This window comes from Kitasatospora sp. NPDC004614, assembly GCF_042873675.1.
Lineage (GTDB): Bacteria > Actinomycetota > Actinomycetes > Streptomycetales > Streptomycetaceae > Kitasatospora.
The window spans coordinates 141,951-159,858 of sequence record NZ_JBIALR010000009.1 but is presented as its reverse complement, the minus strand read 5'-3'; the positions used below and the strand labels follow the sequence as shown (position 1 = coordinate 159,858).

General features: G+C 72.2%; 19 protein-coding genes. 13 read left to right on the top strand and 6 right to left on the bottom strand.

All coding sequences use genetic code 11. The features are described from left to right. Positions 1-5 precede the first annotated feature (5 nt). The 5 genes from ACFYST_RS20520 to ACFYST_RS20500 form a co-directional block, all read right to left on the bottom strand. A complete protein-coding gene (locus ACFYST_RS20520; RefSeq protein ID WP_387864236.1) occupies positions 6-560 on the bottom strand; it encodes an RICIN domain-containing protein in 555 nt (184 codons plus the stop codon). Positions 561-583: 23 nt separating this feature from the next. Next, entirely contained in the window at positions 584-1,129 is a 546-nt protein-coding gene (locus ACFYST_RS20515) for an RICIN domain-containing protein (protein ID WP_387864234.1), read from the bottom strand. Positions 1,130-1,282: 153 nt separating this feature from the next. Further along, the gene (locus tag ACFYST_RS20510; RefSeq protein ID WP_387864231.1) at positions 1,283-1,912 is read right to left on the bottom strand and encodes an MBL fold metallo-hydrolase; all 630 of its coding nucleotides are present in this window, start codon (positions 1,910-1,912) and stop codon (positions 1,283-1,285) included. Beyond that, the gene (locus tag ACFYST_RS20505; RefSeq protein ID WP_387646951.1) at positions 1,912-2,997 is read right to left on the bottom strand and encodes an S-(hydroxymethyl)mycothiol dehydrogenase; all 1,086 of its coding nucleotides are present in this window, start codon (positions 2,995-2,997) and stop codon (positions 1,912-1,914) included. The genes ACFYST_RS20510 and ACFYST_RS20505 overlap by 1 nt, the downstream gene beginning before the upstream one ends. 88 nt (positions 2,998-3,085) lie before the next feature. Continuing rightward, positions 3,086-3,766: a phosphatase PAP2 family protein gene (locus tag ACFYST_RS20500; RefSeq protein ID WP_387864228.1), complete on the bottom strand. Its 681-nt coding sequence runs from the start codon at positions 3,764-3,766 to the stop codon at positions 3,086-3,088. 148 nt (positions 3,767-3,914) lie between these two features. Here ACFYST_RS20500 and ACFYST_RS20495 point away from each other — a divergent pair, with 148 nt between their 5' ends. The 8 genes from ACFYST_RS20495 to ACFYST_RS20460 all read left to right on the top strand — a co-directional run bounded on the left by ACFYST_RS20495 (position 3,915) and on the right by ACFYST_RS20460 (position 14,147). Then, positions 3,915-5,024, top strand: coding sequence for a PucR family transcriptional regulator (locus ACFYST_RS20495; RefSeq protein WP_387864226.1), 1,110 nt, complete (start codon positions 3,915-3,917; stop codon positions 5,022-5,024). A gap of 611 nt (positions 5,025-5,635) precedes the next feature. Next, a complete protein-coding gene (locus ACFYST_RS20490; protein ID WP_387864224.1) occupies positions 5,636-7,639 on the top strand; it encodes a LodA/GoxA family CTQ-dependent oxidase in 2,004 nt (667 codons plus the stop codon). Continuing rightward, positions 7,636-8,781: a tryptophan 7-halogenase gene (locus tag ACFYST_RS20485; protein WP_387864221.1), complete on the top strand. Its 1,146-nt coding sequence runs from the start codon at positions 7,636-7,638 to the stop codon at positions 8,779-8,781. The genes ACFYST_RS20490 and ACFYST_RS20485 overlap by 4 nt, the downstream gene beginning before the upstream one ends. Beyond that, the gene (locus ACFYST_RS20480; RefSeq protein WP_387864218.1) at positions 8,754-9,479 is read left to right on the top strand and encodes a hypothetical protein; all 726 of its coding nucleotides are present in this window, start codon (positions 8,754-8,756) and stop codon (positions 9,477-9,479) included. The genes ACFYST_RS20485 and ACFYST_RS20480 overlap by 28 nt, the downstream gene beginning before the upstream one ends. Positions 9,480-9,795: 316 nt before the next feature. Further along, positions 9,796-10,899 (top strand): hypothetical protein, encoded by a 1,104-nt coding sequence (locus tag ACFYST_RS20475; RefSeq protein WP_387864216.1) that lies wholly within the window; start codon positions 9,796-9,798, stop codon positions 10,897-10,899. 148 nt (positions 10,900-11,047) lie between these two features. Then, positions 11,048-12,763: a cytochrome c oxidase subunit I gene (gene ctaD, locus ACFYST_RS20470; RefSeq protein ID WP_387864214.1), complete on the top strand. Its 1,716-nt coding sequence runs from the start codon at positions 11,048-11,050 to the stop codon at positions 12,761-12,763. Beyond that, complete coding sequence (locus ACFYST_RS20465) at positions 12,760-13,131, top strand: hypothetical protein (protein ID WP_387864213.1); 372 nt, start codon at positions 12,760-12,762, stop codon at positions 13,129-13,131. Before ctaD ends, ACFYST_RS20465 begins: the two co-directional genes overlap by 4 nt. Before the next feature lie 167 nt (positions 13,132-13,298). Continuing rightward, on the top strand, positions 13,299-14,147 hold the full coding sequence (locus ACFYST_RS20460) for an LLM class F420-dependent oxidoreductase (RefSeq protein ID WP_387864211.1): 849 nt from the start codon (positions 13,299-13,301) through the stop codon (positions 14,145-14,147). 7 nt (positions 14,148-14,154) lie between these two features. Here the strand turns inward: ACFYST_RS20460 and ACFYST_RS20455 are convergent, their stop codons facing one another. Beyond that, on the bottom strand, positions 14,155-15,222 hold the full coding sequence (locus ACFYST_RS20455) for an aldo/keto reductase (protein WP_387864209.1): 1,068 nt from the start codon (positions 15,220-15,222) through the stop codon (positions 14,155-14,157). Positions 15,223-15,307: 85 nt separating this feature from the next. Between ACFYST_RS20455 and ACFYST_RS20450 the strand changes: the two genes are divergently transcribed. The 5 genes from ACFYST_RS20450 to ACFYST_RS20430 all read left to right on the top strand — a co-directional run bounded on the left by ACFYST_RS20450 (position 15,308) and on the right by ACFYST_RS20430 (position 17,890). Continuing rightward, positions 15,308-15,502, top strand: coding sequence for a hypothetical protein (locus ACFYST_RS20450; protein WP_387864207.1), 195 nt, complete (start codon positions 15,308-15,310; stop codon positions 15,500-15,502). A gap of 97 nt (positions 15,503-15,599) precedes the next feature. Beyond that, a complete protein-coding gene (locus ACFYST_RS20445; RefSeq protein ID WP_387864205.1) occupies positions 15,600-16,004 on the top strand; it encodes an SsgA family sporulation/cell division regulator in 405 nt (134 codons plus the stop codon). A gap of 49 nt (positions 16,005-16,053) precedes the next feature. Further along, on the top strand, positions 16,054-16,437 hold the full coding sequence (locus ACFYST_RS20440; RefSeq protein WP_387646918.1) for a VOC family protein: 384 nt from the start codon (positions 16,054-16,056) through the stop codon (positions 16,435-16,437). Positions 16,438-16,493: 56 nt separating this feature from the next. Then, a complete protein-coding gene (locus tag ACFYST_RS20435; protein ID WP_387864203.1) occupies positions 16,494-17,654 on the top strand; it encodes an anion permease in 1,161 nt (386 codons plus the stop codon). Continuing rightward, entirely contained in the window at positions 17,651-17,890 is a 240-nt protein-coding gene (locus ACFYST_RS20430) for a hypothetical protein (RefSeq protein WP_387864200.1), read from the top strand. The genes ACFYST_RS20435 and ACFYST_RS20430 overlap by 4 nt, the downstream gene beginning before the upstream one ends. The last annotated feature ends 18 nt before the right edge of the window (positions 17,891-17,908 follow it).

Sequence of the window (17,908 nt, the reverse complement as noted above, 5' to 3'; positions counted from 1 at the left end):
GCGGGTCAGCTGTAGGTGATCTGCCACTGCTGGTCGTGGTCGCCGGAGCGGCAGCCCTCGACCGTCACCTGGCCCCAGGCGTGGGCGGTGAGGCAGTCGCCGTTCCAGGCGGCGGAGTGGATGTACGTCCCGGCGTCGCCGCCCACGTAGTACCAGAGCTGCTCGCCGGGCAGTTCACCGAAGCGGGTGTCGTGCTGCCAGCGCTGCTGCGGGCCGAGGACGCCGCGGTTGCCGCTGTCGCGGGTGAGGTTGCGGTACCACCAGCCGGTGAGGCCGTTGCCCTGCTGGGTCTCGTAGGAGGAGAACGAGACCGTGTTGTTGCCGCTGTTGTCCACCCACCACCACTGGTTGGACTGCCCGGTCTGCGCGTACGTGTACACCGGGGCGCCCTGGTTGGTGTTGTGGGCGTAGTCGTCCAGCAACTGGCCAGTGCCGAGGTTCCGGATGTGCGCCCAGCCCTGCGGCACGGCGGCCTGCGCGGGGGCCTCGACGGCGAACACGCCGGCGAGGACGGACAGGGACACGCCGGCGGCGGTGAGGACCCTTCGGATGTGCTTCATGGTGCGGCTCTCCTTCCGGCCGGTCAGCTGTAGAGGACGTTCCACTGCTGGTCGTGGTCGCCCGAGCGGCAGCCCTCGACCGTCACCTGGCCCCAGGCGTGGGCGGTCAGGCAGTCGCCGTTCCAGGCGGCGGAGTGGATGTACGTCCCGGCGTCGCCGCCCACGTAGTACCAGAGCTCCTCGCCCGGCAGGCCGCCGAAGCCGATGTTGGCGGTCCAGAGCTGCTGCGGGCCGAGGACGCCGCGGTTGCCGCCGTCGCGGACGAGGTTGCGGTACCACCACTTGGCCACGCTGCTGTACTGCTGCGTCTCGTAGGAGGAGAAGGTGACCGTGCTGTTGGTGTTGTTGGCCACCCACCACCACTGGTTGGACTGCCCGGTCTGCGCGTACGTGTACACCGGCGCGCCCTGGTTGGTGTTGTGGGCGTAGTCGTCCAGCAACTGGCCGGTGCCGACGTTCTGGATGTGCGCCCAGCCCTGCTGCACCATGGCGTCGGCGGGCGCGGCCGCGGTGATGGTGGCGGCCAGTACGGCGCCGGCCACCAAGGCGCCGACGAATCTCTTCTTCACTGTCTTCCCCCTTGTTCCTGTTCTGCGGGCGACGCCCCCGCGTCGCCGACCAGGTGAGGGGACGGTATGAAAGGCCGTTGGACAGATGATGGACAGCCGAAAATGCCGCCGCCCCGGACGTGGCGTCCGGGGCGGCGGGTGGTTGACGGGCCGTCAGTGGCCGCGGGCGATCCACTCCGCCAGCTGCGGGGCCTCCGCGCCGACGGTGGTCGAGTCGCCGTGGCCGGTGCGCACCACCGTCTCGGCCGGGAGCGTCAGCAGACGGTCGCGGATCGAGTCGACGATGGTCGGGAAGTCGGAGAACGACCGCCCGGTGGCGCCCGGCCCGCCCGCGAACAGGGTGTCGCCGGTGAAGACGGTGCCCAGCTCCGGCGCGTACAGGCTGACCGCGCCCGGGCTGTGGCCCGGGGTGTGCAGAACGGTCAAGGCGGTTCCGGCGACGGTCAGTTGCTGGCCGTCGGCGAGGGCGCCGTCGGGCCCCCGGTCCGGGTGGGTCTGGTCCCACAGCACCTGGTCGTCCGGGTGCAGCAGGATCGGCGCGCCCGTGCGGGCGGCCAGTTCCGGCGCGGCGTCGATGTGGTCGTTGTGCGCGTGGGTGGAGACGATCGCCACCAGTGTGCGCCCGGCCACCGCCGCGGCGATCGCGTCCGCGTCGTGCGCGGCGTCGATCACGATCACCTCGTGGTCGTCGCCGACCAGCCACACGTTGTTGTCGACCTCCCAGGTGCCGCCGTCCAGGCAGAACTCGCCCGCGGTGACCAGGTGTTCGATCCGGGCCGCCATCAGAAGACCACCACCGAACGCAGCACCTCGCCGCGGTGCATCCGGGCGAACGCCTCCTCGACGCCGTCCAGCGGGATGGTCTCGCTGACGAACGCGTCCAGGTCGAGCCGGCCCTGGAGGTACAGGTCGATCAGCATCGGGAAGTCCCGCTCAGGGAGGCAGTCGCCGTACCAGGAGGACTTGAGCGCACCGCCGCGGCCGAACACGTCCAGCAGCGGGAGTTCGAGGGTCATCTCCGGGGTCGGAACGCCGACCAGCACCACGGTGCCCGCCAGGTCGCGGGCGTAGAACGCCTGCTTGTACGTCTCCGGGCGGCCGACCGCGTCGATCACCACGTCCGCGCCGTTGCCGCCGGTCAGCTCGCGGATCGCCTCCACGGCGTCGGTCTCCCGCGAGTTCACCGTGTGGGTGGCGCCCAGGCCGCGGGCGGTGACCAGCTTGCGCTCGTCCACGTCCACCGCGATGATCCGCGACGCGCCCGCCAGCCGGGCACCCATCACCGCGGCGTTGCCGACGCCGCCGCAGCCGATCACCGCGACGCTGTCGCCGCGACCCACCTGGCCGGTGTTGATCGCCGCGCCCAGACCGGCCATCACGCCGCAGCCCAGCAGGCCCGCCGCGGCCGGCGAGGCCGCCGGGTCCACCTTGGTGCACTGGCCCGCCGCGACCAGGGTCTTCTCGGCGAACGCGCCGATGCCCAGGGCCGGCGACAGCTCGGTGCCGTCCTCCAGCGTCATCTTCTGCTTCGCGTTGTGGGTGGCGAAGCAGTACTGCGGCCGGCCCCGCCGACACGCACGGCAACGGCCGCACACCGCACGCCAGTTGAGGATCACGAAGTCACCCGGCACGACATTGTCGACACCCTCGCCGACGGCCTCCACCACGCCCGCCGCCTCGTGGCCCAGCAGGAACGGGAACTCGTCGTTGATCCCGCCCTCCCGGTAGTGCAGGTCGGTGTGGCACACGCCGCACGCCTGCACCTTCACCACGGCCTCGCCCGGACCCGGATCGGGCACCACGATCGGCACCACCTCCACCGGCGCGCCCTTCGCCCGAGCGATCACACCCCGCACAACCTGAGCCATCCCGAAACCCTTCTTGCATATACGGCAATTTCGCGGCGCGGACGCGCCTGTGCCGAACCTACGCCGATCTGCCCGCGCGGCGGACCGTTCAGTCCCCGGACGAGCGACCCGCGGGCCGACGATCCAGCAGCACAGCGCCACTTCCACGGCCCTGACGTGCCAGCAGCGTACCCAGCGCGAGCCACCCCGCCGCCAGCAGCCAGCCGCCCAGCACATCCAGCGTCCAGTGCACCCCCAGGTACACCCGGCTCGCACCGACCGCCCCCGCGAACAGCACCGCCCCCACCACCGCGAGGCGGGCGGCCGCCGGACGGGCCAGCACCACCGCGAGCGCCAGCAGCCCCGCACCGGCCGCGGCCGTGAACGCGTGCCCCGACGGGAACGAGAAACCGGAGGCGTGCACCGCCCGGTCCGCGAGCGGCGGCCGCGGCCGGCCGAAGCCGTGCATCAGCAGCTGGCGCAGCCCCTGGCCGAGCAGCAGCCACACCGTCGGCGCGAACAGCACCAGCGCGACGGGCTTCGGTACCCGCCGGACCATGAGCGCGCCCGCCGCCAGCGCCATCAGGTACGGCAGCGGCGCCGAACCCAGCGCCGTCACCATCGTCGCCACCGTCGTCGCGCCGGGCGGCCGGTGCCCCACGCACCAGTCCAGCACGGCCTGCTCGAACCCGAACGGCCCCCACCCGTGCGCGGCCAGCACCCCCGCCAGCACCGCGAACGCCGCCCAGCAGCCGACCAGCGCCACCGCTGCCTTCCGGCCAGCCGTCATCGTGGAATCTCCCGAGGTCGCAAGCGGCGCACCGCCAGGAACCGCACGCACCGCAGGGGACATCGTACGGGTCCGAACAACAGCAGTCGGAACCGGTCGGCGATCGCTAGGATTCGGCGGTCGAACAGCAGGTGAAGGAGTGTCAAGGATGGCCGAGCAGGCGGTGGCCGGGGAACTCGGCGACCGGTACGTCGGGATGCTCGCCGAAGTCTCCCGCTCCGGGCGCCGGTTGACCCGCGCGGAAATCGAATCACTGCGCGCCCTCGGCGAACGCGGCGCCGAGACCGGACAGGGCCTGCGCGACCTGGTCGCCCACTGCATGAGCGCCGGACGCCGGGCCTGGCCCACCCTCCCCGGCATCGCCGGCGCCGGCACCGTCGGCGAACTGCGACAGGTCGGCGAAGCCCTGCTGATCGCCGCCGAAACCGCCCTCGCCGCCCTCGGCGAAGGCCATGAGCGCGCCCAACGGCTGGCCGTCCGCCAGGAGGAAGCCGCGCGCCGCGAGTTCATCGACGACCTGCTGTACGGCCGCAGCGACCTCGGCACCCTCGCCGAACGCGCCGAACGCTTCGGCCTGCGCCTGGCCCGCACCCACGCCGTCGCCGTCGCCGTCGGCGCCGACCAGCCCTACGGCCACCTGGACGCCGTGGTACGCCGCGTCGAACGCGAACTCACCGGCCGCTTCGGCGAACGCGACGTCCTGCTCGCCACCAAGGACGGCCGGCTGGTGTGCGTCGCCCCCGAGAGCGAACAGGCCGTCCTCGACGCCTTCGCCCGCCTCGCACTCCGCCCCGGCCCCGGCTACCCACCCGCCCGCCGGGTCGCCACCGGACGACGCCACTCCGGGGCCGGCGGCGTGGTGCGCAGCTACGAGGAGGCGCTCGACGCGCTCGACTTCGCGGAACGGCTCGACCTGCCGTCGGAGCTGCTCAAAGCCGAGGAGTTGCTGGTCTTCCCGGTCCTGATGCGCGACCGCGCGGCGATGGCGGACCTGGTGCGTACGGTCCTCGGCCCGCTCGCCGCCGCCCGCGGCGGGGCCGGCCCACTGCTCGACACCATCGCCGTGCAGGCGGAGGCGGGCTACGTCAACGCGGAAGCGGCTCGCCGCCTGGGGGTCAGCGTGCGGACGCTCGGCTACCGGACGGAGCGCATCAAGGCGCTGACCGGGTACGACCCGGCGGACGCACTGCACCGGTACACGCTGGAGACGGCGGCGATGGGGGCTCGGTTGCTGGGGTGGCCGGGGCAGCCGCTCTAGCCTCCGGCGGAGTGCGAGCGCAGGCGGGCGCGAAAGCAGGGGCGCGTGGGGGCACCTGGTGTGCAGGTTCTGCGCGTCAAGAGGGCGTCAAGATTGCCGGGTTCTGGCAATGTGCGGAGGGGCCCGAGCTGGCACGATCTTCCTGTCGCCGGGAGATCGGCGCGGATGGGCCGGCGGGAATCGGGGGATTCGTTCCGTTGGCCCGGGTGTCGACGCTCCGGACCGGGGGGTACGGGGGTCGGCACTGGAGGGGGAAGGCGTCCCGACCGGGGGGTAGGGGCGTCGATGAAGGGGGGGAGCGGCGTCCTGACCGGGGGGTAGGGGCGTCAGCGAGGGGGGAACGGCGTCCCGACCGGGGGGTAGGGGCGTCAACGAGGGGGAAGGGGCCGGCGTCTGTGGGGGGCGGAGCCGGCGCCTGCCCCGTTCTGGGGTTCTGCGGGGCGGGGCCCGTTGAGGTGATTGTCGGATGAGTGGGCTGCGAGCCGTCGGGGGCGGTCGGGGCCGAGCTGCCAGGGTGGCTGACGGCTCATCCCTCCTGCCCCGCGCGTGCCGTGCGCTTCTTGGGCCCGTGCGGGCAACCCCCGACCACGGACGAAGAGGACATCGCAGCGATGACCGACGAGATCGCCTACGCCCGGATCCATCCCGCCATCGGCATGGCCCGGATCGGTAACAGCACCCGCGAGGACGGCTGGTTCTACGGACCGGAGACGCCGGATCCGGAGCCCGCGCCGGTCGGCTTCTACAAGGACGACAGCGGGGCGATCAAGCGTCAGGCCGCCCGGTTCCGGATCTACGGGTACGACAGCCGGCACCAGGTGGTGCGTGAACTCACCGCCACCGAGGCGGGGGTGACGATCGAGTGGGCCGTGCACGTGGCCAACCGGAAGGCCGACTGGTACAACTTCGACCTCGCGCTGGACATCCCCGACATGAAGGGCCAGGCGTCGGCCCGCCGCAACCTCAAGCAGGCGGACCGCGGCAGCCTGATCATCGACCCCGGGCCCAAGACGCTGACCGCCGGGACCAGGGACGTCGTCGAGTTCACCGGCGGCACCTTCCTGGGCAAGTCGGTTCCGCTCGGCCGGATGCACACCGACGACCAGGGCCGCCTGGTCGTTCTCGGCGGCACCGGCGACTCCGGGGCGCCCGGCGGCGAGCCGTTGCACTCGTTCGGCAACAACGACGGCTGGTACGACGACACTTCGGACGGCCCGGTCACCGCGACCCTCACCCTCGGCGGCAAGGAGGTTCCGGTGCAGGGCGCGTGGGTGGTGGTCGCCCCGCCCAACTACGGCCCGGACCTGAAGGCCGTGCGCACCCTGTGGGACGTGCTGCACGACGTGTTCGGCGCAGGTGCCGGCTTCGGCGACAACGACGAGGACGGCGTCAACTTCCAACGGGACATCGAGCCGATCCTGCGGCGGTTCTGCGAACTCCAGTGGGCCAACAAGGGGTTCGCCACCCACTTCGGCTTCGGCGGCCCCGAGGACTTCCTCGCCCCGGAGCTGCTGAAGCGCCTGTCCAGCCCGGCCGAACGCAACCGCGAGCTGCGCCACCAGGTGCTCACCACGATGCGTGACTACAGCCGCGACGGCATGTCGCCGGTGCCGTGGCCGTGGATCTACGGCGACGCGATGGCCCGGACGCCCAAGTCGGTGCTCCAGTACCTGGCGCTGTCCGACACCCAGATCACCCACCTGATCGCCTGGTCCAAGGGCGAGTTCAGCACCACCCCGTGGCCGGGCTTCCCGCGCCGGCTGGAGGACGCCGAGGTCGCCGACCAGCCCGGCCTGCTCGACCGCGCCGCCCTCGACTTCTGCCTCGCCGACGCCTTCCACCCCGGCTGCGAAGTCACCTGGCCGATCCGGCACTCGTCGATGTTCGAGCACCCGTTCCGGATCCTGCGCCGTCCCGACGGGCAGCAAGAACCCGACTACGGGCCGCAGTTGAGCGCCGAGCGGGCGCTCGGCCCCGACGGTCCGCTGCACGCCCAGGGCCCCGGCGACCTCACCCGCTGGATGGCGATCCCGTGGCAGACCGACACCGCCAGCTGCCGGGCCGGCTACGAGATCCAGGCCCTGCCGCCCGACCGCTACGACCCGTACGTGCCGACCTTCTGGCCCGCCCGGGTGCCCAACCACGTGCTCACCGACGAAGACTTCCGGATCGTCAACAAGGAGGACGGGCAGGGCAGTTCGGACGAGGAGCGGGAGGACGCGTTCGCCCGCCGGGCATCCTGGCTGCGCGGCCTGTTCGGGGAGTACCCCGACCAGCTGGCGCAGGCCGTCAGGGAGTGGCACCACTTCGGCATCGTCGAGACCCGCCGGTACACCGTCGGCGACGGGAAGTTCCCGCCGGTGATTCAGGTCGAGTCCGTTCCGGGCTTCGATCTGGAGGGCGTTCCGCACGACCGCAACCTGGTGACCGTGCACGTGCCGGAGACCTCCGTGCTGGACGTCACCACCGTCAGCGGCGTGCTCGGCGATGCCGTCGAACGCACCGGCTTCCGGGCCGAGCAGATCACCGTCGGCTACATCGACAAGCTCGACCCGTTCGGCGAGGAGGCCGCCAACGGGGGCGGCGCCCGCCCGGCGGAGCCCACCGACAAGTGACCCGCTACGACGTCCTGGTGGCCGGCGGCGGACCGGCGGGCGCGGCCGCCGCGCTGACGCTGGTCAGGGCCGGGCGCAGCGTGCTGCTCGCCGACGCCGGACGCGGCCCCGCGCCCGTCGGCGAGGCGCTGCCGGCCGCCGCCCGGGTGCTGCTCGGCGACCTCGGCGCGGGCGGCGTCCTGACGGCCGGCCATCTGCCGTGCCTGGCCAACCGCTCCGCCTGGGGCGGGCCCCGGCTGGCGTCCACCGACAGCGTCTTCGACCCGCACGGCCACGGCTGGCACCTGGACCGCGTCCTGTTCGACCGTCAACTGCGCGAGTGCGCCCGGGCGCAGGGCGCGCACCTGGTCACCGGCGCGGTGCGGATCAACGGGCGGGCCGGGGACGGCAGTTGGCGCGTCGAGCTGCACGGGGCGGGGGAGCGGCGGACGGTGCGCTGCCGGTGGCTGGTCGACGCCACCGGGCGGCGGGCCGCGCTCGCCACCGCGTGCGGGGCGCGGCGCCGCACCGGTGACCGGCTGGTGGCGCTGCACCTCACGCTGGGGCCCGCCGACCCGGCCGACCCGGACACCACCACCACCGTCGAGGCCGCGCCCGACGGCTGGTGGTACACCGCGCCGCTGCCCACCGGCCGCCGCCTGCTGGTCTGGTACACCGACGCGGACCTGCCCGCCGCCGACCCCGGACTACCGGCGTTCGCGGCCCGGCTGGCCGCCACCCGGCACGTCCTCGAACTGGCGGCCCGGCACCCGTGGCCCGCCGGCGCCGCACCCCGGCGGGCCCCCGCGCACACCGCCCGGCTGGCGGACGTCACCGGCGACGGCTGGATCGCCGCCGGGGACGCCGCGGCGGCCTTCGACCCGCTGTCCTCGCAGGGCATCCTCACCGCCCTGTACACCGGCCTGGCCGCCGGCCGCGCCGTGCACGCCCGGCTGGCCGGCCGGGCCGGGGCGCTCGACGCGTACCGCGCCGAGCTGGCCGCCATCGACGCGGCCTACCTGCGCAACCACCGCACCCACTACTGCGCCGAACAGCGCTGGCCCGACCGGCCGTTCTGGCGCCGCCGCCACCCGCACCCCGGCGGGAGCGGACACCCGACCCCCTTGGAGACCGCATGTCCACCGACCCCCGTGCCGACGTGACCAGCCGCGCCGCCGACGCCCCCCGGCACGGCCACCGCTTCCTGCTGCTCGGCCGGAAGACGATCTTCAGCTACCACCTGGCGCTGTACCACGTTCCCGTGCACGCCTTCCAGATGATCACCCTGTTCGGCCTGGCCGACGAGCTCCGCGCGCTGTACCTGAAGGACCTCGCCGAGCACGAGCGCGAGCAGGTCTACTACGCGCTGTTCTCCGAGGGCCACTGGCCGCTCAAGGAGATCGTCGACGGCACCCGCCGCTCGCTCCCGGTGGAACTGGAGCGCGTCACCGTGGACGAACAGGGCAACCGCACCTTCACCACCATCCTGCCCGCCACCGACGCCACCTGCCGCAAGGAGGACGTCCTGCACTACCAGCCGCTCGACGCCACCGGCTACCCCGACTACCTGACCCTGCTCTCCTTCGGCCAGGGCGACGAAGTGCACCTCGCCCACCAGCTCGCGGCGTCGCCCAACTGGGACGAGGTGGTCACCACCGTCGAGCCGCAGGGCTTCGGGCCCGCCGACCTGCGCCCCGCCGGGACGGTCACCATCCCGTCGATCAAGGACGCCCACGGGGTGGTCGGCAAGAGCCCGCTGGTCACCGGCGGGAAGTACCAGGGCCGGATCGACGGCCGGACCGTCAACTTCACCGCGGGCCGCCAGGGTTGGTGGAACAACACCTCCCTGAACGCCAAGTAGCCCGGCCCCCACCGGTAACAGGACGTCCCGGTCGCCCCAGGAATCGATGGCCACTACGCCACAACCGGTAGCCTGCGCTCCGTCGGCAGGCACGGTCGGTTGTCGTGCGAACGGCCGCCCGCCGTAGCCGGACGTATCGGTTCCGGTCAGGACGCTGGGCCGTCGGACGGCGCCCCGCCTAGCATGTGTGGCCACCGGACTCCCCGTGCCACCACGCACCGCGCACCGCACCGTCCGCCTCGCCGGGTGCCGCCCGGCCTCGCGCGCCCCGTCCCCCTTCTCGGACGGGGCGCTCCACCTTGGGGGTTGACCGCCCATGCACACCGGATCCGCCGCACCGCCCGCCCGGCCCGTCCGGGCCGTCCTGCTGGTCCTGGCCCTGCTGGCCGCGCTGCTCGCCGCCGCCGTCCCCGCCGCGGGCCCCGCGCACGCCGCCGTCCCCGACCGCTGGGGCTTCGCCTACCTCGACAACCCGACGCCGCCGCCCGGCTACGTCCCCGACCCGTCGCGCCAGTGGGGCAGTTGGCCGTCCCCGGCGACCAACCCCGTCAGGGTCGACCAGCTCGGCACCGGCAGCTACGTGGTGCACTTCCCACTGATCGCCGGGCCCGGCGGCGTCGCCCACGTCACCGCCGTCAACCGCGCCGGCACCTGGTGCCAGGCGGCAGGCTGGACCGCCGCCGGAAGCGGAATCGACGTCGGCGTGAGCTGCTACCGGCCCGGCGGCGCGCCCGACGACTCGCAGTTCACCGTGCTGTACACCGCCAGCAGCGGCGCCCCCCTCCCGGGCGCCGGCTACGCCTACCTGGACTCCACCCCGGGCGGCACGCTGCTCGACCAGTACAACTCCTCCGGCGGCAGCAACCTCTCCAGCCACGGCTCCACCGGCATCTGGAAGGCCTGGCTGCCCGGCGTCGGGGGCGCCGGTTACCTCGGCAACGTCGAGGTCACCGCCGTTAACCCCGGCCAGGGCGCCCGCTGCAAGGTCACCGAATGGGGGCCGTCAAGCAGCGGCCAGACCCTCGTGGTCAACTGCTTCGACGCCTCGGGTGCGCTCTTCGACACCGAATGGACGCTCAGCTACTCGGTCAGGCGCGCCGTGCACGGGCCCGCGATCCCGCCCAAGAACTTCGGCTACCTCTGGTACAACGGCTCGGTGCCGGCCGCCACCAACTTCAACTCGGCCGGTGGCACCAACACGCTGGCCGTCGGCATCCCCAGCACCGCCACCCTGCCGAGCCTCGCCGTGCCCGCCGACCACGCCCAGGTCACCGCGTTCGGCAGCGGCGCCGGGTACTGTCAGCTCGCGCTGCCCTGGGCGCGCAGCTCCGGCAGCGTCCAGCTGTATCCGATCTGCTTCACCCCTGGGGGTGGGCCCACCACCGCACCGTTCTTCACCGCGTACACCTCAGCGTTCTGACGAGTGTTCTGACGCTGCATCGTTTTTGCGCCCCGCCTCCGTGTCCTCGGGAGGCGGGGCGAGGTGTGCCCACAGGCCGTTTCGTAACCGTACGGGTTCGGGTGATTACTGATAGAGATGGGGGGTCCGTCTCGGCAAGGGAGCCGCCATGACCGTCCTGACCGACCGCAATCCGTCGCCCACGGCGGAACCCGATACGCGCGGCGCAGCGCGCAAACCCGGGAGCGTGCTGGTCCGCTGGATCACCACCACCGACCACAAGACGATCGGCAGCCTTTATCTGATCACGTCGTTCGCGTTCTTCCTGATCGGCGGAGTGATGGCGCTGATCATGCGCGCCGAACTGGCCAGGCCGGGCACGCAGATCGTCTCCAACGAGCAGTTCAACCAGCTGTTCACCATGCACGGCACGGTGATGCTGCTGGTGTTCGCCACCCCGCTGTTCTCGGGTTTCGCGAACTGGATCATGCCGTTGCAGATCGGTGCTCCGGACGTCGCGTTCCCACGGCTGAACATGTTCGCCTACTGGCTGTACCTGTTCGGCTCGCTGATCGCGGTGGGCGGCTTCCTCACTCCCAACGGCGCGGCGGACTTCGGCTGGTTCGCCTACTCGCCGCTGTCGGACGCGGTGCACTCGCCGGGCATCGGCGGCGACATGTGGATCATGGGCCTGGTGTTCTCCGGCTTCGGCACCATCCTCGGCTCGGTCAACTTCATCACCACGATCATCTGCATGCGCGCCCCGGGCATGACCATGTTCCGGATGTCGATCTTCGTCTGGAACACCCTGCTGACCGCCGTGCTGATCATCATGGTCTTTCCCCTGCTGGCCGCCGCGCTGCTCGCCCTGGAGGCGGACCGCAAGTTCGGCGCCCACGTCTTCGACCCGGCCAGCGGCGGCCCGATCCTGTGGCAGCACCTGTTCTGGTTCTTCGGCCACCCCGAGGTGTACATCATCGCGCTGCCGTTCTTCGGCATCATCTCCGAGATCATCCCGGTCTTCGCCCGCAAGCCGATGTTCGGCTACTCCGGCCTGATCGCCGCCACCATCGCCATCTCCGGCCTGTCCGTCACGGTCTGGGCGCACCACATGTTCGTCACCGGCCAAGTGCTGCTGCCGTTCTTCTCGTTCATGACGCTGCTGATCGCCATCCCGACCGGGGTGAAGTTCTTCAACTGGATCGGCACCATGTGGAAGGGCTCACTGAGCTTCGAGACACCGATGCTGTGGGCGTTCGGCTTCCTAGTGACCTTCCTGTTCGGTGGCCTGACCGGCGTGCTGCTCGCCTCCCCGCCGATCGACTTCCACGTCTCCGACTCGTACTTCGTCGTCGCGCACTTCCACTACGTGGTGTTCGGCACCGTCGTCTTCGCGATGTTCGCCGGCTTCCACTTCTGGTGGCCCAAGATGACCGGCCGGATGCTCGACGAACGACTCGGCCGGATCTGCTTCTGGACGCTGTTCGTGGGCTTCCACACCACCTTCCTGGTCCAGCACTGGCTCGGCGCGGAAGGCATGCCCCGCCGCTACGCCGACTACCTGGCCTCCGACGGCTTCACCACCCTCAACACGATCTCCACCATCGGCTCCTTCCTGCTCGGCCTGTCGATGCTGCCCTTCCTCTACAACGTCTGGAAGACCTCCAAGTACGGCGAGAAGGTCGCGGTCGACGACGCGTGGGGCTGGGGCCGCTCGCTGGAGTGGGCGACCTCCTGCCCGCCGCCGCGGCACAACTTCGTCACCCTGCCGAAGATCCGTTCCGAATCCCCGACGTTCAACCTGAACCACCCCGACGTCCCCGACGAGCTCCAGGACGCCGGACACCAGGGCGGCCGGGTGATCACGCACGACGAGCGGTCATGACCGAGCGGACGCCCACCGGCCGGGGCCCCTCCGTCGGCGCCGCGGGCGAGGCCGACACCGGCCTGCGGCAACTCGAGGGCTACCTGTACTGGCAGGACCAGAACCGGCAGGCCCGGCGGGCCGCCGCGGAATTCGCCGACCTGCTGCCCTGGCTGACCGCCGCTCAACGCCTCGACCTGGAGCACCACTTCGTGCACACCCAGCTCCAGGCCGCCCGGCGCGGGCTCGAACAGTTCCGGGAGACCCGGGAACGGCTCCGCGAGCAGTACGGTGCCCGCTACCACCGCCTGCGGGTCCGCTGCCTGCTCTCCGCCCTGCTGGCCACCGTGCTCTGCACAACGGCGTGCCTGGCGGTCGTCCGGCACTGACCGGGCGCCACCGGCCGCCGGGGGTGTTCCCGGGACAGGCCGGGGACGGCCCGGGGAATGATCGAGGTCGCTCGCCTGTTCGGACGTGGGCGAGCAGGGGCCGGTACGGCTCCGGCCGGTTCGCGGCCGGAGCCCGGGCCGGGGCAGGACCGACTGAGGTGGGGATCATGGAACTGGGTGTGTACGGGCTGAGCGCCAAGGCGACGCTGGGGCCGGCCGACACGGCGCGGCTGGCGCGCCGGGCCGAGGAGTGGGGCTACCGGTCGTGGTGGGTGGGCGACCACGTGGTACTGCCCAGCCCCCGGGTGCCGGAATCACCGATGGCACCCACCGATCCGATCCTCGACCCGCTGGTGCACCTGTCCTTCGTCGCGGCGCTGACCGAACGCATGGAACTGGGCACCGGAATCCTCATCCTGCCGCAGCGCAACCCCGTGGTGCTGGCCAAGCAGGCCGCCAGCCTCGACGTGCTCTCCGGCGGCCGGCTGCTGCTCGGCGTCGCGCCCGGCTACCTGGAACCGGAGCTGGCCGCCGTCGGCGTGCGGCTCGCCGAGCGCGGCGGGCGCACCGACGAATACCTGGACGCGATGCGCCAGTTGTGGAGCGCGCCCGAACCGGAGTTCCACGGCCGGTACGCCGACTTCGACCACGTGGACGCGCACCCGCGCCCCGTCCGGCCCGACGGCCCGCGGATCATGATCGGCGGCCACAGCCCCGCCGCCTTCCGCCGGGCCGTGGCCAAGGGCCACGGCTGGATCGGCAACGGCCACAGCCCGCAGGACCTGGCCCGCCACCTCGACGGGCTGCGCAAGGCCGCGGCCGAGGTGACCCGGCCCGCGCACCTCGGCCGGCTGGAGATCAACTTCATGCAGATCGACCCGGTCGAGACCAGCCCCGACGACGCGCGGCGCTACGCCGACCTCGGCGTCGACCGGCTGCTGCTCTACCCGCTGCCGCTGGAGGACCCGGCGGACGTCGAAGCCTTCCTGCGGCGGCACGCCGACCTGCCCCGCTGAGCGGTCGTCAGCGGTCCGCCGCCGCCGCCTCCGCCGCCGCACGCTCGGCGGCCGGGCGGCGGCGCGCGGCGGGGGCGAGCGCAGGGGGAGTCCAGACGCCGTCCGGGTGGTACACGTTGGTGCCCGGTGCGACGATCCCGTCGATCCGGTCCAGCGCCGCGTCGTCCAGCATCAGCGAGGCGCCCTTCAGCAGCCCCTCCAGCTGCTCCACCGTGCGCGGACCGATGATCACCGAGGTGACCGCCGGGTGCGCCAGCGGGAACGCCACCGCCAGCTCCGGCAGCGTGCAGCCCAACTCGTCGGCGAGCTCGACCAGTTGCTCCACCGCCTCGAGCTTGCGGGCGTTCACCGGCAGCGCCGGGTCGAAGCGGTGCGGGTGCAGTGCCGCCCGGCCCGAGGACAGGTCGATCGTGCCGCCCTTGCGGTGACGGCCGGTCAGGAAGCCCGACGCCAGTGGGCTCCACGTCATCACCCCCATGCCGTAGCGCTGCGCGACCGGCAGCACCGAGGACTCGATGCCGCGCGCCAGGATCGAGTACGGCGGCTGCTCGGTCCGGAAACGCGGCAGCGCCCGGCGCTCCGCCACCCAGTGCGCCTCGACGATCTGCTCGGCCGGGAAGGTCGAGCAGCCGAACGCCCGGATCTTGCCCTGCCGGACCAGATCGCCCAGCACCGACAGGGTCTCCTCGACGTCCGTCCGGTGGTCCGGCCGGTGCACCTGGTACAGGTCGATCCAGTCGGTGCGCAGCCGCCGCAGGCTGTCCTCGACCGCCTGCGTGATCCACCGCCGCGAGTTCCCGCCCCGGTTCGGCCCCTGGCCCATCGGGAAGTGCACCTTGGTGGCCAGCACCACGTCCTCACGCCGCCCCTGCAGCGCCTTGCCGACGATCTCTTCCGACTCGCCCGCCGAATACATGTCCGCGGTGTCGACGAAGTTGATCCCGGCGTCGAGCGCCGCGTGCACCAGCCGGATGCCCTCCTGGTGGTCCGGGTTGCCGACCGACCCGAGCATCATGGTGCCGAGGCAGTGTGCGCTCACCTCGATGCCGGTGAGGCCGAGAGTCCGGTAACGCATGGTCAATCCCCTTTGTCTGGCCGTTCGTTGTGCGGCGCGCCGGTGGTCACTGTAGGAGCTGGAGTGGGCTCTAGATCAACTCTCCATGCCCATCCCCGACATCCGCCGCTACACCGAACTCGCCCGCACCGGCGCCGGCACCGAACCCGACCGCCTCGCCCTGCCGCGCGCCCACGAAGCCCGGGTGCTCGACCAACTCGCCGAGCTGCAACGGGCGGTGGACATTGTGCGGTACAAGGTCGCGGTGTACGAGGACTACCTGGAGCAGCACGCGGGCTGACGGCGGTGCCTCTGCGGTTGTGAAGGTTCGGGGTGCGAGGCGCTGGGGCGGGCGGGGCGGGGTAGCCGCCGGGGGACACCGAAGGAGGGCTTCTCGTATGACAGTCTCCGCCGCCCGGGCCACCCGGGTCACGTTGCCGGACAGTCCGCACCCGGAGGCCGGCGTCGAAGCGTGGCTGCGGTTCGACGCCAACGAGCCGTACGCCGTGTGCCTGATGTTTCCGCCGCTGGGGGCCGAGGACGAGCCCATTGAGTGGTGGTTCGCCCGGGACCTGCTGGACGCGGGGCGGCACGCCCGGGCCGGGCGGGGGGACGTGACGGTTGCGCCCGGGCCCGGCGGGGCTGTGCACGTCACGTTGCGGGGCGAGGCCGGGGAGGCGGTGATCAGGGTTCCGGGCGAGGTGGTGGACGGCTTCCTGGGCGACTGCTTCGCGCTGATTCCGGCGGGTGCCGAGTCGTCGCAGCTCGACCTCGATGCCGAGTTGGTGCGGCTGCGGGCCTGAAGCGTCCGGGAGTTGGCGTGCGGTCGGCGGATCGGGGAGACTCGCGCGCATGGTTTCGGTAGTGCAGAACGTGGCGATCGACTGCGCCGACGCGTACGGACTGGCCCGGTTCTGGGCCGAGGTGACGGGCCGGCCGATCGATTCGGACGCGGCGCCGGGGGACCGGGAGACGCAGGTGTCGCTCGGTGGCGGGCTGGTGCTGTACTTCAACCAGGTGCCCGAGCCCAAGACGGTCAAGAACCGCGTCCACCTGTGCCTGCGCCCCGAGACCGCGCGCGACGGGGAGGTCGAGCGGCTGCTGGGTCTCGGCGCGGCCTTCGTCGCCGACCGCCGCAACCCCGACGGCACCGGGTGGGCCGTGCTGGCCGATCCCGAGGGCAATGAGTTCTGTGTGCTGCGGAGCAGTGCCGAGCGGGTCGCGGAGGCGGACTGAGCCGATCGGCGTGCCACGCCGATTCGGGATCGGGAATGCCCGGTAGATTCGGGCCCGTGACCGGCAACGACGCGGTCCTGGCGTTGATGGTGGTCACGGCGCTGGGGTTCGATTTCACCAACGGGTTTCACGACACGGGCAATGCGATGGCGACTTCGATCGTCACCGGTGCCCTCCCACCGCGAGTGGCGGTCGCTGTCTCGGCGCTGCTGAACCTGGTCGGGGCGTTCCTGTCGACCGCGGTGGCGGCGACCATCGCCAACGGGCTGGTGGAGACCGGGGTGGTGACCTTGACCGTGGTCTGCGCCGGGCTGACCGGCAGCATCCTGTGGAACCTGGCGACCTGGTACCTCGGGATCCCGTCCAGTTCCTCGCACGCGCTGATCGGCGGCGTGATCGGGGCGACGATGGCGGCGGCCGGGGCCTCGGCCGTGAAGTGGCAGGGCCTGGTCTCCAAGGTGATCGTGCCCGCCGCGCTGTCGCCGTTCATCGCCGGGGCGGTGGCCGCGACCGGCACCGTGCTGGTCTACCGGTTCACCCGGGGCGTCGCCGAGGACAGGCGCGGGCGCGGGTTCCGGTACGGCCAGATCGGTTCGGCGTCGATGGTCTCGCTCGCCCACGGCACCAACGACGCGCAGAAGACCATGGGCGTGATCACGCTGGCGCTGATCGCGAACGGCACGCTGCCCGCCGGGTCGAAGGCGCCGGACTGGGTGATCCTGTCCTGCGCGGTGGCGATCGCGCTGGGCACGTACATCGGCGGCTGGCGGGTGATCCGGACGCTCGGCAAGGGGCTGGTGGAGATCGAATCGCCGCAGGGAATGGCCGCCGAATCGGCCTCGGCGGCCGTGATCCTCTGCTCCACCGACTTCGGCTACTCGCTCTCCACCACCCACGTCGCCACCGGATCGATCCTGGGCTCAGGCGTCGGCCGCACCGGCGCGATGGTGCGCTGGCAGCTCGCCCGCCGGATGGTGACCGCCTGGCTGCTCACGCTGCCGTCCGCCGCGCTGGCCGGCGCGGTGGCCTACTGGATCGCCGACGGGATCGGCGGGACGGCGGGCGTGGTGGTGATCTTCGTGCTGCTGGTGCTGGCGTCGACGGCGTTCTACATCGCGTCCCGCCGGGCGGCCGTGACGCCGGACAACGTCAACGCCGAGTGGACGGGCTCGGTGACGCCCCAGCCCGTCAAGGCCAACAACCGGGTGAGCCCGTGAACTCCTGGATCAACCTGGACGCGCTCTGGCGGATCGTCGTGGTCGGCCTGCTCACCGGCGCCGGCCTCCCCGCCCTGTTCGCCATCGGGCTGCGCCTGCTCAACCCGCCAGGCACGTCCGTGACGGCGGCGCGGCCGACCGCCGGAGCGGTCGGCCGCGTACTGGCCGGGCTGATCTTCGCGGTGGTGCTCGCGGCGATCGGCTGGGGAATCTCGGTGATCGTCAAGCACCGGTGAGCGCCCGGCCCGCTGCCG

Coding starts and splice junctions, on each gene's coding strand:
- ACFYST_RS20520 (WP_387864236.1), bottom strand. CDS start 560: ATGAAGCACATCCGAAGGGTCCTCACCGCCGCCGGCGTGTCCCTGTCC.
- ACFYST_RS20510 (WP_387864231.1), bottom strand. CDS start 1,912: ATGGCGGCCCGGATCGAACACCTGGTCACCGCGGGCGAGTTCTGCCTG.
- ACFYST_RS20505 (WP_387646951.1), bottom strand. CDS start 2,997: ATGGCTCAGGTTGTGCGGGGTGTGATCGCTCGGGCGAAGGGCGCGCCG.
- ACFYST_RS20500 (WP_387864228.1), bottom strand. CDS start 3,766: ATGACGGCTGGCCGGAAGGCAGCGGTGGCGCTGGTCGGCTGCTGGGCG.
- ACFYST_RS20495 (WP_387864226.1), top strand. CDS start 3,915: ATGGCCGAGCAGGCGGTGGCCGGGGAACTCGGCGACCGGTACGTCGGG.
- ACFYST_RS20490 (WP_387864224.1), top strand. CDS start 5,636: ATGACCGACGAGATCGCCTACGCCCGGATCCATCCCGCCATCGGCATG.
- ACFYST_RS20480 (WP_387864218.1), top strand. CDS start 8,754: ATGTCCACCGACCCCCGTGCCGACGTGACCAGCCGCGCCGCCGACGCC.
- ACFYST_RS20475 (WP_387864216.1), top strand. CDS start 9,796: ATGCACACCGGATCCGCCGCACCGCCCGCCCGGCCCGTCCGGGCCGTC.
- ctaD (WP_387864214.1), top strand. CDS start 11,048: ATGACCGTCCTGACCGACCGCAATCCGTCGCCCACGGCGGAACCCGAT.
- ACFYST_RS20465 (WP_387864213.1), top strand. CDS start 12,760: ATGACCGAGCGGACGCCCACCGGCCGGGGCCCCTCCGTCGGCGCCGCG.
- ACFYST_RS20460 (WP_387864211.1), top strand. CDS start 13,299: ATGGAACTGGGTGTGTACGGGCTGAGCGCCAAGGCGACGCTGGGGCCG.
- ACFYST_RS20455 (WP_387864209.1), bottom strand. CDS start 15,222: ATGCGTTACCGGACTCTCGGCCTCACCGGCATCGAGGTGAGCGCACAC.
- ACFYST_RS20450 (WP_387864207.1), top strand. CDS start 15,308: ATGCCCATCCCCGACATCCGCCGCTACACCGAACTCGCCCGCACCGGC.
- ACFYST_RS20445 (WP_387864205.1), top strand. CDS start 15,600: ATGACAGTCTCCGCCGCCCGGGCCACCCGGGTCACGTTGCCGGACAGT.
- ACFYST_RS20440 (WP_387646918.1), top strand. CDS start 16,054: ATGGTTTCGGTAGTGCAGAACGTGGCGATCGACTGCGCCGACGCGTAC.